This is a genomic window from Streptomyces malachitofuscus (assembly GCF_055571035.1).
This window is the reverse complement of record NZ_JBVIGA010000027.1, coordinates 95,870-109,805: the sequence shown is the minus strand read 5'-3', so window position 1 is coordinate 109,805 and position 13,936 is coordinate 95,870. Positions and strand designations below refer to the sequence as shown.

The 13,936-nt window shown below is 69.4% G+C and carries 12 protein-coding genes and 1 pseudogene; 4 read left to right on the top strand and 9 right to left on the bottom strand.

Features of this window, described 5'->3' with window-relative positions; all coding sequences use genetic code 11:
* Positions 1-60: 60 nt before the first annotated feature.
* From ccsB to hemL, 7 genes are all read right to left on the bottom strand, one after another.
* On the bottom strand, positions 61-1,173 hold the full coding sequence (gene ccsB, locus ACZ44S_RS32105) for a c-type cytochrome biogenesis protein CcsB (protein ID WP_466935340.1): 1,113 nt from the start codon (positions 1,171-1,173) through the stop codon (positions 61-63).
* Complete coding sequence (gene resB, locus ACZ44S_RS32100; protein ID WP_466935337.1) at positions 1,170-2,945, bottom strand: cytochrome c biogenesis protein ResB; 1,776 nt, start codon at positions 2,943-2,945, stop codon at positions 1,170-1,172. The genes ccsB and resB overlap by 4 nt, the downstream gene beginning before the upstream one ends.
* Positions 2,946-2,949: 4 nt before the next feature.
* Entirely contained in the window at positions 2,950-3,708 is a 759-nt protein-coding gene (locus tag ACZ44S_RS32095; RefSeq protein ID WP_466935443.1) for a cytochrome c biogenesis CcdA family protein, read from the bottom strand.
* Positions 3,709-3,718: 10 nt separating this feature from the next.
* Positions 3,719-4,369, bottom strand: coding sequence for a TlpA family protein disulfide reductase (locus tag ACZ44S_RS32090; protein ID WP_466935334.1), 651 nt, complete (start codon positions 4,367-4,369; stop codon positions 3,719-3,721).
* A 78-nt stretch (positions 4,370-4,447) separates the two neighbouring features.
* The gene (locus ACZ44S_RS32085; protein ID WP_466935441.1) at positions 4,448-5,719 is read right to left on the bottom strand and encodes a polysaccharide deacetylase family protein; all 1,272 of its coding nucleotides are present in this window, start codon (positions 5,717-5,719) and stop codon (positions 4,448-4,450) included.
* A gap of 223 nt (positions 5,720-5,942) precedes the next feature.
* Positions 5,943-6,590 carry a histidine phosphatase family protein gene (locus ACZ44S_RS32080; RefSeq protein ID WP_466935438.1) on the bottom strand — a complete coding sequence of 216 codons (648 nt, stop codon included), beginning with the start codon at positions 6,588-6,590 and terminating at the stop codon, positions 5,943-5,945.
* Positions 6,591-6,631: 41 nt separating this feature from the next.
* The gene (hemL, locus tag ACZ44S_RS32075; RefSeq protein WP_466935333.1) at positions 6,632-7,948 is read right to left on the bottom strand and encodes a glutamate-1-semialdehyde 2,1-aminomutase; all 1,317 of its coding nucleotides are present in this window, start codon (positions 7,946-7,948) and stop codon (positions 6,632-6,634) included.
* A 302-nt stretch (positions 7,949-8,250) separates the two neighbouring features.
* On the opposite strand from hemL, the gene ACZ44S_RS32070 reads away from it, so the two are divergent.
* Complete coding sequence (locus ACZ44S_RS32070) at positions 8,251-8,859, top strand: hypothetical protein (protein WP_466935330.1); 609 nt, start codon at positions 8,251-8,253, stop codon at positions 8,857-8,859.
* A 66-nt stretch (positions 8,860-8,925) separates the two neighbouring features.
* Here ACZ44S_RS32070 and ACZ44S_RS32065 read toward each other — a convergent pair.
* Together ACZ44S_RS32065 and ACZ44S_RS32060 are read right to left on the bottom strand one after the other, a co-directional pair.
* A pseudogene (locus ACZ44S_RS32065) lies at positions 8,926-10,269 on the bottom strand (tyrosine-type recombinase/integrase).
* Between the two features lies 1 nt (position 10,270).
* Positions 10,271-10,585, bottom strand: coding sequence for a helix-turn-helix domain-containing protein (locus ACZ44S_RS32060; protein ID WP_466935328.1), 315 nt, complete (start codon positions 10,583-10,585; stop codon positions 10,271-10,273).
* 467 nt (positions 10,586-11,052) lie between these two features.
* Between ACZ44S_RS32060 and ACZ44S_RS32055 the strand changes: the two genes are divergently transcribed.
* The 3 genes from ACZ44S_RS32055 (at position 11,053) to ACZ44S_RS32045 (ending at position 13,932) form a co-directional block, all read left to right on the top strand.
* A complete protein-coding gene (locus ACZ44S_RS32055) occupies positions 11,053-11,295 on the top strand; it encodes a helix-turn-helix transcriptional regulator (protein ID WP_466935324.1) in 243 nt (80 codons plus the stop codon).
* Between the two features lie 679 nt (positions 11,296-11,974).
* Positions 11,975-13,141, top strand: a complete 1,167-nt coding sequence (locus ACZ44S_RS32050) for a DUF3631 domain-containing protein (protein ID WP_466935435.1) — start codon at positions 11,975-11,977, stop codon at positions 13,139-13,141.
* Positions 13,142-13,530: 389 nt separating this feature from the next.
* Positions 13,531-13,932: a MobC family plasmid mobilization relaxosome protein gene (locus tag ACZ44S_RS32045; protein WP_466935321.1), complete on the top strand. Its 402-nt coding sequence runs from the start codon at positions 13,531-13,533 to the stop codon at positions 13,930-13,932.
* Positions 13,933-13,936 lie beyond the last annotated feature (4 nt).

Here is a 13,936-nt window from a genome sequence, read left to right as displayed (position 1 = left end):
GCCGAAGGCCGGTTCCCGCGACCCGTGTCGCGGGAACCGGCCTTCGCGGGGCCCGGTGCGTCAGAAGCCGGCGGACTGCAGCACGCCCAGGCCGACGTCGGCGTAGGAGTGCTTGCCGGAGACGAAGATGTTGACGCCGTAGTAGTTGAACAGCCAGCAGGCGAAGGCCGCCAGCGCCAGGTACGCGGCCTTGCGGCCCTTCCAGCCCGCGGTGGCGCGGGCGTGCAGGTAGCCGGCGTAGGCGACCCAGGTGATGAACGACCAGGTCTCCTTGGGGTCCCAGCCCCAGTAACGGCCCCAGGCGTCACCGGCCCAGATGGCGCCCGCGATGATCGTGAACGTCCACAGCGGGAACACGGCCGCGTTCACGCGGTAGGCGAACTTGTCCAGCGAGGCCGAGGCGGGCAGCCGCTCCAGGAAAGAGGTCGCGAAGCTGCCGGGCTTGCCGCCGCCCGCGAGCTTGCTCTCGTAGGAGTCCTTGAACAGGTACATCACCGTGGTGATCGCGCCGACGTAGAAGACCGCGCCGCACAGGATCGCCGTGGAGACGTGGATGTAGAGCCAGTACGAGTGGAGGGCGGGAACCAACTGGTCGCTGGCGGTGTACAAGACAGTGACGGCGAGACCGAGATCGAGGAGGACCGAGGTGGTCAGGAACAGGCCGATCCAGCGCACGTTCTTCTTCAGCGCCAGCAGCAGGAGGTACACGCCGACCGCGGTGGTGGAGAAGGTGATGTTGAACTCGTACATGTTGCCCCACGGCGCCCGTTCCACGGACAGCGCGCGGGTGAGCACACCGCCGAACGCGAGGAGGAACGCGAGCACGGTGAAGGAGACGGCGATACGCCCGTAGAGGTCGCCCTTCTCGTCCCCGCCGTGCGCCCCGGGCCCGTCGGGCACGTCACGGGAGCCGCTCGCGGCCCGTACGACGACCTGAGGCCGCTCCAGTACGGCGGTGCCGCCGCCCTTGTTGACGGTGACGGCCGGTGCCGTCCTCGCCGTGGCCGCCTTCGGCGTGAGCGCCGCGGCCGTACGGCCGACCTTGCTGCGGCTGCCGAGGAGCCACTCCGCGATGTACGCGAAGAAGGCGAGGGTGTAGATCGCCATCGCGGAGTAGATCAGTACGTTGCTGATCTCCGCGAGGTTCTCGTTGGTCGCGGCGGCGAGAGTCACTGCTGCTCAGCCCCTTCGGCAGGTACGGCTTCGGTGTCGGTGGGTCCGGATGTCTTCGGGGAGGTCCCGTCGGGGCCGCCGGGGTCGCCGGGCGCGTCCGGGTCCTCGGAGTCGTCGGGTTCCGGCGCGCCCGGCGCCTTGTCGTAGAGGAGTCCGGCGAGGTCGCCCAGTTCCTCGGGGACCTTCGCGGACTCGCTGCGGCCGAGGCCGGCCATCTCGACGACGGTGACGCCGTCGGCGCCGCGCACCGCGCGCACCCACACGCGGCGGCGCTGGATGAACAGGGAGCCGGCGAGTCCGGCGATCGCGGCGACGGCACCGCCGAGCGCCCAGCCGCCGCCCGGCTCCTGGACGATCTGGAAGCCGGCCCACTCCTTGACGCCGTCGAAGGTCACGGTGCCGGCACCGTTCGGGAGGGTCATGGTGTCCCCGATGGCGAGCTGCTTCTTGAACAGCTTCCCGTCGGAGTCCTTGAACTCCTCCATGTTGGTCTTGTCGAGCTGGTAGATGCTCTGCGGGGTGCCCGCGTCGACACCGAGATCACCGTGGTAGGCGGAGAGCGCGAGCATCGGGTTGATCAGCGCGGGGAAGACGGAGAGCATCGTGCTGCCCTCGCCGCCGTGCGTGGGCAGGAAGAACGCGTTGAAACCGAGCTGCTCCCGCTCCCCCTTGGCGTTGCGGTAGCCGTCCATGACCTTGACGGCGCCCGAGGAGGTCACGTTGCCGTCGAGCGGCAGCAGGGCGACGGCCTCCTTGTCCATGACCACCTTGCCGCTCGCGTCCTTCACGGTGAGGACGGGCGCGTAGCCGTGGCTGACCAGGTACACCTTCGAGCCGTCGACCTCCAGCGGCTCGTTGACCTCGACGGTGGTCCTCCGCTCCTCGCCGTAGGCGCCGACGCTGTAGGTGAGGTCCGCCTCGAACGTCCGGGGGGTGCCCCGGTTCGGCCCGGTCGGCTCGTAGGTGGCCTTGAAGTCCACGAGGTCGAAGCTGAACGGGTCCAGGTCGTCCTCGGTGAACAGGTTTCCGGAGCGGAAGTCGTCGTACTGGGTGAGGGTGTTGGCGAAGCCGCCGCCCTCGACGATCAGCTTGTTGCCCTCGTACTTGAAGAGCTGCCCCCAGGCGAAGGCAATCAGCATGACGATCAGCGCGACATGGAAGACCAGGTTGCCGACCTCGCGCAGGTAGCCCTTCTCGGCGGCGACGGCGTCCCCGACGACATGGGCACGGAAGCGGCGCCCCCGGAGCAGGGCCAGGGCGGCCTCACGGACCTGCTCGGGTTCCGCCTCGGTGCGCCAGGTGGTGTGCGCGGGCAGCCGGGTCAGCCGGCGGGGCGCGCCCGGCGGGCGGCCGCGCAGCTGGCCCACGAACTGCCAGGTGCGGGGCACGATGCAGCCGATGAGGGAGATGAACAGCAGGATGTAGATCGCCGAGAACCACACCGAGCTGTAGACGTTGAAGAGCCCGAGCTTGTCGTAGACCGGCGCGAGGACGTCGTGCTGCTCGCGGAATGCGGCGACCTTCGTCTCGTCGATGCCGGTCTGCGGGATGAGGGAGCCGGGGATCGCGCCGAGCGACAGCAGCAGCAGGAGCAGCAGCGCGACCCGCATGGAGGTGAGCTGCCGCCAGAACCAGCGGGCCCAGCCGATGACGCCCAGGGCCGGCAGGTTGGGCTGCTCCTCCTTGGGCGCGGTGGACAGCTGGGAGCCGGCGGCGCCGAGGTCCTGGTCGTCACCGGCCTTCGGGGCGTTGTCTGTCGTGGTGTTGCTCATCGGATCAGATCCCCACAGTGAAGCCGTTGGACCAGGTCTGCATCTGCTGCACGATGATGTCCCACACTCCGGTCAGCAGCAGCAGTCCGGTCGCGATCATCATGATGCCGCCGATGCGCATCACCCACGTGTAGTGGCGCTTGACCCAGCCGAAGGCGCCGAGCGCCTTGCGGAAGGCGACGGCGGTGAGCACGAAGGGCGCGCCGAGACCGAGACAGTACGCGACCGTCAGGAGCGCGCCGCGTCCGGCGGTGGCCTCGTTGAACGACAGGGCGGTGACGGAGGCGAGCGTGGGACCGATGCACGGTGTCCAGCCGATGCCGAAGAGGGCGCCGATGACGGGCGCGCCGACCAGCCCGGTCGTCGGCCGCTTGTGGAAGCGGAACTCGCGCTGGGTGAGCCAGGGCATCAGGCCCATGAAGAAGACGCCCATGAGGATCATGAAGACGCCGAGCACCTTGGACAGGACGTCCGACTGTTCCTGGAGGGTCTGTCCGAAGTAGCCGAAGAAGGCGCCGCCCGAGACGAACACGGCCGTGAAGCCGAGCACGAACAGCGAGGCGCCGGCCACCATCCGGCCGCGCCGCGCCTCGGCCAGGTCGGTGCCGGAGACGCCGGTGACGTAGGAGAGGTAGCCGGGGACCAGCGGCAGCACGCAGGGTGAGAAGAAGGAGACGAGCCCGCCGAGCACGGCGATGGGCAGGGCGAGCAGCAGCGCCCCGCTGCGCACCGTCTCGCCCGGGTCCGCGGCCAGTAGGGACACTCCGGTCACGTCACTTCTCCGCGAGGACCGGGTCGATCATCTTGCGCAGCTTCTCCTCGCTGAGTGCCTGGAGCGAGCGCGCGGCGATCCTCCCGTCCCGGTCGAAGACGAGAGTCGAGGGCACGGCCTGCGGGTTGAGGGTGCCCTTTTCGAAGCGGAGCATCAGCTTGCCGGCCGGGTCGAACAGGCTGGGGTAGGTGACCCCCTGCTCCTCCTCGAAGGCGAGGGCCGGACCGACGGTGGCGTCACGGGTGTTGATCCCGACGAACTGGACGCCCTCGTCCTTCAGGTCCTGGTGCACCGCCTCGAAGTTCTTGGCCTCGGCGCGGCAGGGGGGACACCAGGAGCCCCATACGTTGATGACGACGACCTTGCCCTGGTAGTCGTCGACGTCGAGGTGCTCGCCGTCCACGGTCTTGCCGGACAGGTCGGGGGCGTCGGCGCGCTCGCCCTTCGCGACGGTGGCGATGCCGTCCGATCCGGCGACGTAGCCGGTGTCACCGCCCCCGCCCGACGTCCCGCCCGACCCGCACGCGGAGACGAGCAGTGCGGCCGCGGCGGCACCGGCGGCCAGGGTGGCACGACGGCGGACGCGGACGACGCGGTTCGAGCTCTGCGGGGCCCGGTTCGAGCGCTGGGGGGCGCGGCTGGCGGCACTCATGTGAAAAGTTTCGCATGCCCGTTCCGGGGATCTTGCGCACCCCCCTGCGCACTCCCCTTGCGGGCGGAAAACCGCATTTCAGGCGGGGTCGCCGGTCTCCGTTCCGGCGCTGCCGCCGGTGTCCTTCGCGAACGTCTTCCAGCCACCGGCCGGTTCCTGGCCGACGTCCAGGGTGCGGAGCTCGTCGAGGATCTCGGGCTTCTGCACGTCCAGCCAGTCGGTGAACTGCCGGAAGGAGACGAGCCTCACGTCGCCGCCCTTCTCCTTCTCCCGCGCGATGTGCTTGAGCGCCTTCTCCACGGCGTCCATGTAGATGCCGCCGTTCCACTCCTCGAAGTGGTTGCCGACGAAGAACGGTGCCCGGTTTGTTTCGTATGCCCGCTTAAAGCCTGATATGTAAGCACCGGCGGCCTGTTCACGCCAGCCCGGGTAGTTGTGGGCGGGCGCCTTGGTCGTGTTGAGGGACTGGTTGGCGAGCATGTTGTAGTCCATCGACAGGACCTCGAAGGAGCGCCCGGGGAACGGTATCTGCTGGAGCGGAAGGTCCCATATGCCCTGCTTCTTCGTCGGCCAGACCTGCCGTCCGCCGGGCGAGGAGGCGTCGTAGCGCCAGCCGAGGTCGCGGGCGGTGGGCAGCAGTTTGTCCTGGCCGAGCAGACAGGGCGTACGGCCGCCGACCAGCTCCTTGTCGTAGTCGAACGGCAGGGACTCCAGGTCGGTCCACCCGGAGTTGGTGCGCCACTCCTTCACGAACGACGTGGCCTGCTCGATCTCGCTGCGCCACTGCTGCGGCGTCCAGTTGCCGACGCTGCCGGAGCCGGCGCAGAAGTGGCCGTTGAAGTGCGTGCCGATCTCATGGCCCTCGAGCCAGGCGCGGCGCAGGTTCTTCAGGGTGTCCTTGATGTGCCCGTCGGTGAGGTAGCCGATGTCGGAGGCGCCGCGCGGGTTGTTCGGCGGGTCGTAGAGCCGCTTCTTCGACTCGGGGAGCAGATACACCCCCGAGAGGAAGAAGGTCATGGACGCGCCGTGCTCCTTGGCAAGGTCCAGGAACCGGGGGAAGAGCCCGTTGCCGACCTCACCGGCCCCGTCCCAGGAGAGGACGACGAACTGCGGGGGCTTCTGACCCGGCTCCAGCGGCACGGGCCGCTCCGGCTGGTGGGGCTGCTTGCCGGTGAAGGAGGTCGAACCGTCACCGATCGGACGGGCCGTCTTCGTCGGCTTCGGCTTCCCGGGCCGGTCCGTGCCTCCCGTGCGGGAACCGCCCCCGGGGGTCGAGCCGTCCGAGCCTGTGTGGCCGCCGCAGCCCGCCAGCGAGACGGCGGCAGCGGCACCCGCGCCGAGCCCGAGCATTCCCCTGCGGGAGAGAGCACGCATGGCGTCCCCCTTCGTCACGTCCTCTGGTGGTCACTCATTCAGAGGACGTGACGGAGCGGGAGGTTCCCCTCAATTGCGGAGGTTTCGCAACGAAGCGGCGTGCGGCCGTCACTGGATGAGGCTTACGGGCGTTACGCCCCGAAGTCCGCTTCGGGCGGGGCGACTTGGCGTCACCCGCTTCGGCACCCGCGCCTCGGTGTCACGCCCCGAAGGCCTTGCCCTTGCCCTTCACCGGCTTGGCGCCCGCCAGCAGATGCGCCGGCACGAGGTCCCGGGCCGGCTCGCTGTAACCGACGGAGACGATGCTGTCCCCCCGGTAGGTGAAGGTGGTCAGCGAGGCGAGGGTGCACTGCCGCTTGCGCGGGTCGTGCCACAGCCGCCGCTTCTCGACGTAGGACCGCACGATCCAGATCGGCAGCTGATGGCTGACCAGCACCGCCTCGTGTCCGCGTGCCGCGTCCTTGGCCGCGTTCAGCGCGCCCATCATGCGGATCACCTGGTCGACGTACGGCTCGCCCCAGGACGGCTTGAACGGGTTGACGACGTGCTTCCAGTTGGCCGGGCGGCGCAGCGCGCCGTCCCCGATGCCGAAGGTCTTGCCCTGGAAGACGTTCTCCGCCTCGATCAGCCGCTCGTCGGTGACGATGTCCAGGCCGTGCGCCTTGGCGATGGGCTCGGCCGTCTGCTGCGCCCGCTCCAGCGGGGAGGCGCCGACATGGACGACGTCACGGGGCGCGAGGTGCTCGGCGACGCGGTCGGCCATGCGGCGGCCCAGCTCGGAGAGGTGGTAGCCGGCGAGACGGCCGTACAGGATCCCGTCGGGGTTGGCGACCTCGCCGTGCCGCATCAGGTGGACGACGGTGACGTCCTCGTTCTTCCCGGGGGTACTCACGCGGTCGCCTCCGCTGCCGCTCGGGCCGCCGCCGGGAGGGCGTCGGCGATGCACTGGACGGCCCGCTCGTCGTGGGCCGTGGACACGAACCAGGACTCGAAGGACGACGGCGGCAGGTAGACGCCGTGCTCGAGGAGGGAGTGGAAGAACGCGGTGAAGCGGAACGACTCCTGCGCCTTGGCCTCCTCGTAGTTCCGCACCGGGCGGTCGGTGAAGAACACCGAGAACATGTTGGAGGCGTTCTGCAGCGTGTGCGCCACGCCCTCCTTGGTCAGCGCCTCGGTGACGAGCGACTGGATCTGCGCGGAGACGGCGTTCACCTTCTCGTACGCGGCGTCGTCGAGCAGGCGCAGCTGGGCAAGTCCGGCGGCGGTGGCGACGGGGTTCCCGGAGAGGGTGCCGGCCTGGTAGACGGGCCCGGCGGGGGCGAGGTGCGCCATGACGTCGGCGCGCCCGCCGAAGGCCGCGGCCGGGAAGCCGCCGCCCATCACCTTGCCGAAGGTCATCAGGTCGGGGCGGACCCCGTCGACGCCGTACCACCCCGCGCGACTGGTCCTGAACCCGGTCATGACCTCGTCGGAGATGTACAGCGCGCCGTTCTCGGCGCACGCGTCCTTGAGCCCCTGGTTGAAGCCGGGCAGCGGCGGTACGACGCCCATGTTGCCGGGCGAGGCCTCGGTGATCACGCAGGCGATCTCACCGGGGTGCGCGGCGAACGCGGCGTGCACGGCGTCGAGGTCGTTGTACGGCAGCACGATGGTGTCGCCGGCCTGGGCGCCGGTGACGCCGGGGGTGTCGGGCAGCGCGAAGGTGGCCAGCCCGGACCCGGCGGAGGCGAGCAGCGAGTCGACGTGGCCGTGGTAGCAACCGGCGAACTTGATCACCTTGGTGCGCCGGGTGAAGCCCCGCGCGAGGCGGATCGCCGACATGGTGGCCTCGGTGCCGCTGGAGACGAGCCGCACCTGCTCCAGCGGCTCGATGCGGGCGACCATCTCCTCGGCGAGCGCGACCTCGCCCTCACCGGGCGTACCGAAGGACGTACCGCGCGCGACGGCCTCCTGCACGGCGGCGATCACCTCGGGGTGCGCGTGCCCGAGGATCATCGGCCCCCACGAGCAGACCAGGTCGACGTACTGGCGGCCGTCGGCGTCGGTGAGCCAGGGTCCGGCGCCGGACACCATGAACCGGGGCGTGCCGCCGACGGCGCGGAAGGCACGCACCGGTGAGTTCACACCACCGGGAGTGACGGCCGCGGCACGATCGAACAGCGCCTGCGAGGCTGGGGCTTCGTACGAATATGGCAGTTCGCTCATGACCTGCGACTTCTCCGACTTCTCCGACGTCCCGGGATTTCGCCGGGCTGCGGGTGCGTGTGACCTGTCTCAGGGTAGGCCAGGGGCGGCCTCGGGCATCCGGCCCCCGATCCGGCGTGATCTGCGAAACTGTCCTCTGATACACACAGCTCACACGGCCGGAGGGCCGGAGGCTGCGAAGATCCCGCGGACAAGATGTTTCACCGCACGTTTCGGCGAGCGGCCGTGGGGGAGGTCACTGACACGATGATCGGGTTGCGCGGCGGGGGCCACGCGTCCTAGAAAAGCAGTCGGGTGGAGATATGCATCGCGGTGGCGGACTGGGCGAGGGGACTGACGACCTGGGTCCTCGACGTGCCCGGCGGGGAAGGCACCGACGCGAGGCGGAGGAGACGGACGAGACGCGCCGGATCCATGGTGAGCCGGGTCCGACCGGCCCGCTGAGGGGGGCGGAGAGCAGGAATGGTGGTCGGGTGGGGGTGACGTACAAGTACTTCGGCGCGCCGGACGGCGCCACCGCGGCCCGCGTCCCGATCTCGATGCGCCCAGAGGAACTCGGCGGCGACGAGCTCGGCATGAACGGCATGTTCACCAAGATCAAGCCGGAGACCATGGCCGCGATGGTCCTCACGGGCATCGAGGGCGTCCCCCTGCACAAGGTTCCGCCCCTGGAACTGGTCGTCCTGCATCCCGACTACGCGGTCGTGAAGCTCCCCATGACGGTCGTCGACCCCCTGCGCGGCATAGGCGAGGAGGCGGTCGGCGCGGCCGCCTTCATCTGGTCGACGGTCCCGGACCGGGGCGGCCCGCGCGACGCGTTCAACGTGTACCAACTGCTGCACGAGTGGCAGGACTTCAGTCACAGGTTGCATGAGGCGGGGCATCAGCCTTATTGCCTTGTGTGGCCCTGACCTGGGCTTTCAGGGGTTTCGGGCGGGGTTTCTGACCCCGCCCTCGTCATGTGCGGAGAGGGGCCGTCAGGCGGCCAGGGCACATTGAGGGCACATGGGTTTGGCTGGGGGCACTGATGTGCCCTGGGTGCCGGGCCGGTCGTCCTCGTCTTCTGCGTCGGCTTCTGCCTCGGCTTCTGTGAAGACGTCGTCGATCGCCTTGCGCGTCCGGGTCTCGCTGGACGGCAGCAGATGCGTGTACGTCCGCAGCGTGAAACCCGGGTCCGAGTGCCCGAGATACTCGGAGAGCGCCTTGATGCTCTCCCCCGCGTCCAGGAGCACGGAGGCGTACGCGTGCCGGAGGGCGTGCATGCCGTCTTCCGGAGCCGCCTGGAGGTAGCGCGCTCCGCGCTCGCGGGGAGGGATCACGCCGGCGGCGGCCAGCGCGCGCTTCCAGTCGCCCATGTTGAAGACGCTGCGGTTGTAGGCCCGCTCCTTCTTGTCGACGAAGAGGAGGCGGAAGGTTCTCGGTTCGCCGTCCGGCTTGGTCCAGGGCAGGGTGACGTCGACCGGCGGGAACTCCTTCATGTGCGCCTTGAGGGCGGCGGCGAGCTGAGTCGACAGCGGCACTGACCGGATCCTGTTGCCCTTGGGCAGGGCGAAGACGGGCTTCGTACCGACCAGCCGCACCTGGCGGTTGACGTGGATCCAGCCGCCTTTGAAGTCGATGTCCTCGACGGCGAAGCCGAACACCTCGCCCTGCCGCAGACCGCAGCCGAAGGCGAGCTTGCCGCCGGTCTGGAACCGCTTCGGGAGGCCGGCGATGACCGCGCGGACGCGCTCCAGCGACCAAGGGATGACCTTCTTCTTGGTCGCGGTCGGCAGCTTGACCGACTTCGCTTTGCACGGGTTCTTCGGCAGCAGCCCGTCCTCCACGGCCGCGCCGAGGATGCTGGAGAGGATGTCGAAGATGCCCTCGATCGTCGACACCTCCAGGCCGCCGTCCTGGAGTGTGCGGACCCACCCCTGGATGACCGAAGGCTGGTTGAGAGATCGCAGCTCGCGTCGGCCGAGGTGCTCGACGATGTGGTTGCGGACCGTCGCCTCATAGCGGAGCGCGGTCGTCGGGCCGACGGAGTTCGCGTCGAGCCACTTCTGCGCGTAGGCGCCGAGCGTCTGCTTCGTCTCGGCCGGGACGACGTAGGAGCCACGCCGGATTTCGACGTCGACCTCGGCGGCGCGGTTGTCTGCCTCGGCCTTCGTGTGGAAGTTTTCCTTGCGCTGGCGGTCGTCCAGGTCGCGGTAACGGATCTGCCAACGCTTACCGATGCCGTGGTCGGCAGTCGGGACCATCCGCTTCGTACGGCTCTAGTGCTCGCCGCACTCGGCCTCGGTGGGCTTGGGGTGGGACTTGTGCCAGCGGTCGTACACGTCAGCCAAGAAGCGCCTCCTGGGTGGGGATGAGGAAGTGGGAGGTGGCGTGCGACACCGGGGAGTGCGTCGGCCACGGGAGCAGCAAGGCTGCGGGAGGGGCGCCGAGCGCGGTGGCGATCGTGACGAGGTCGTCTACGTCGCAGCGGCGGCGGGCGCGTTCGGTGCGGCTGAGGGTGGTGTTGGCCATCGGACGGCCCAGCTGGGTGCAGCGGGCGGCGAGCTGGTGCTGGGTCAGGCCGCGGAGACGTAGGTGCTCGATGGCGCGGGCGGTGTGGAGGCCGGCGGGGCCTATTTCGACAGGTCGGTTGGGCATGACAGATAGCTGTAACTTGCAGCCGGCCGCCATGGCAAGAGTTAGCTCTTAAACTCTCCAATAGTCGTTCGGGGGCGAAGTGGCGTTCGTCTCGTCGAATTCCGGTACCTCGCGAGGCGTATCGGCCGAGGCATCGTGTTACCTTCCCTCGCCGTTTTCGATATGGGTGATTTGAGCACACATCAGCCATGATGGCCGGCGGGTCAGTCACGTCATCCCTGACCGCCATGTGTCACCTCTGAGCTGCAGAGGTACCGGATTCCGGCACCTCGGCGGGTTTCTTCGCCGCTAGAAAATTTCGGGCCCGGCGGGAGCGATTTCGGCAACCGGGGATCCACCCTTACTGTTTCCCTCTCCCCGGCCACACCGAAAGAAGTAGTGAGGAGTTTCAGAACCAACTCTGGACTTTTCTCCGGGTGGTGTGGCTGTGTTGTCCAGCCCATTGTTCAAGACCGAAAAGGAGCCCTGTGCCGAAGACCCCTCCCCGCAGCACCAACGCCGCTGCCACCGCTGCGGCTGCCCAGCGTGGCCCGCTTGCCACCCCTGCGGAGGTCGCCGCCTATCTCGGAGTGCCGGTGAAGACGCTCTACCAGTGGAAGTACCGGGGCATCGGCCCCAGCGTCCACAAGGTCGGCCGTCACCTGCGGTACCGCTGGCCGGAGGTGGACGCGTGGCTGGACGCCCAGACGTCGTACGACCTCACGGCCTGATCCCGCATCTGACGCGGACAACGAAGCGGCCCCCGGCGCGCCAACGCCGAGGGCCGAAGACTCCCCTGCCGATCGCCCATCCCTGAACGAACGAGCTGGTGAGGGGCGGGACCTTGCCCGTCCTGCCCCTCACCGGAGAGGAACGCCTATGGAGGACTCTACGTCCCCCAGCACCACGAACACCTCCCCCACCGTCTGGCCGACTCCCGCGGTCCCCGGCGAGGGCATCCCCTGGCGCCGCAGCGATCAGCAGGACACACAGTCCCCCGCGTCGGGGACCGCCGAACACCCGGCGGAAGCGGAAGCAGACGGGGACCGTCCCCAGCCGTCTGCCGATGCTGCGGTTGGGGACCGTCATCGCGACGTGCCCGGCACTCGGTCCCCGCACGTCCCGGTCCCCGAATCGACATCCGGTGCAAACCCGCAGGCCAGCGGCGGGAAATCGGGGACCGGTCCCCAAGAGGCGGTAGTTGCACCAGGGGACCGCAGTGGGGACGGTGAGCACGGTCCCCGCCAGTCGGTGGGGACCGACACCCTCGTGGCGGGAACCGCCCAGCAGGAGGGGACCGGTCCCGTCGACGCACGGGGACCGGATCAGGAGGTCGGTCCCCGACCTCCTCGGGGACCGGCAGCCCCCGGGGAACGGGATTCCGGTGAGGGCGTCGAACTGCTGGATGAGCTGCGGGCGGCGATCGGCAAGTACGTCGTGCTGCCCAGTGACGAGGCGCTGACCGCGGTCACCCTGTGGGTGGCGGCCACTCACATCCAGAGCGTCCTGCAGCACGCGCCGCGTCTAGCGGTCGTAGGCCCGACGAAGGGCTGCGGCAAGTCCCGGGTGCTGGACGTGCTCCACGAGACCGTCCACCAGCCGATCATGACCGTGAACATGTCCACGGCCGTGCTGTTCCGCGTCATCGGCAAGAACCCGCGCACGATCTTGGTGGACGAGGCCGACACCATCTTCAGCAAGGCCGGCGACAACGAGGAACTACGCGGCCTGCTGAACGCCGGACACCAGCGCAACCGGCCCGCCTGGCGCATCTCCGGCCCGGAGCACAAACCGACCCCGTATCCAACCTTCGCCATGGCCGCACTGGCCTCGATCGGCGACCTGCCCGACACGATCACCGACCGGGCGGTCGTGCTCCGTATGCAAAAGCGCAAGCCCGGCGAGAAGGTGACCCCGTTCCGCTCGCGCTACGCCACACCGGAACTGAACGCACTGCGGGACAAGCTGGCCACCTGGCTGGGACCGCAGCGCGGCACGGCCGGCCGCATGGCGCCGACCATGCCGGTGGAGGACCGGGCGGCGGACACCTGGGAACCGCTGGTCATCATCGCCGACCTGGCCGGCGGCCACTGGCCCGCCCGTGCCCGTGCGGCCTGTGTCGCGATGACCCGCTACGAGGCCGTCCAGGACGAGCAGACCAACCTGAAGACAAGGCTGCTGCGCGACATCCACCGCATCTTCCAGGCACACGGCAACCCCGAAGCCATGTCCTCCCTGGATCTGGTCACCACCCTGCTCCAGGACGCCGACGCCCCCTGGGCGGAACACGGCACCAAGGGACTCAACGCCCACCACCTGGGCAACATGCTGAGGGACTTCGGCATCAGCCCGGCCAACTACCGCTTCGACAAGGGCAGGCAGGCCAAGGGGTACGCCCGGAACCGGTTCCTCGACAGCTGGGCCCGGCACTGCCCCGACCTCACCGAGACGGCGCCCGCCCCCGCGCACGACGCCACACCTGCGCACCGGGCCCAGGGCAAGCCGCCCGCCGCGCCGGCGGGCCAGCTGCCCGTCGGCCCGCCCGGCGGCCCCACCGGCCCCACGCCCGCCCGCTGACCCGCCTCCCTCAGGGTCCGTATCAATGCGTCGCATCCGTCCCCGCGCAGGTCAGCGCGGGGACGGATGTCCTCACCGGGACGGACTTCTCCGTACCTGCCCGAGTGTCCGTACCTGTCCTGACCAGGCATGGGGCGGATGCGACGCACGTGACACACCTCCCACCCCCTCACCAACGGAGTACTCCGATGCACGACCAGCACCCCGAACACCCCATGCCCCAGGAACAGATGGTCACCACCCCCGTCACACGCGCAGCAAGTTGTCGGGTAAGGAGTCCTTACCCGGCCCCCACCCTGAAGAGGGCGGAGGCATCCGGCGCAGGGGCACCGGAGTCGGTCGGCCCAGGGGAGCCGACCGGGACTGGGGGCAGCGAGCCGTCGTCGAACGTGCCGCAACAACCTGCGCCGCGTCGCCGTCTCCGTGACAAGCAGCTGCGCGAGCGCCGCGTCCACCCCCGTTACAACGACGCCGAGTTCGCCCTCGTCCAGAAGGCCGCCGCCCTGAGCCGCATGCAGCCCGGCGGCTACGTCGCCGAGTGCGCGCTCGCCGCCGCCCGCGCCGACGACCCCACCGCAGCCGTCGCCGACTACCGCGCCATGGTCAGGGCGCTGATGGCCGCCAACCGGCAGCTCGGCGGCATCGGCAACAACCTCAACCAGCTCACCTGGCATCTCAACAAGGACGGCGCCTGGCCCTACCCCGACACCGTCCAACGGCTCCTTGACCGCGTCGAGGCGTCCATCGCCGAGGTGGACACCGCCGTCGCCCAGATCACCGAGGGGCGGTGAGCCA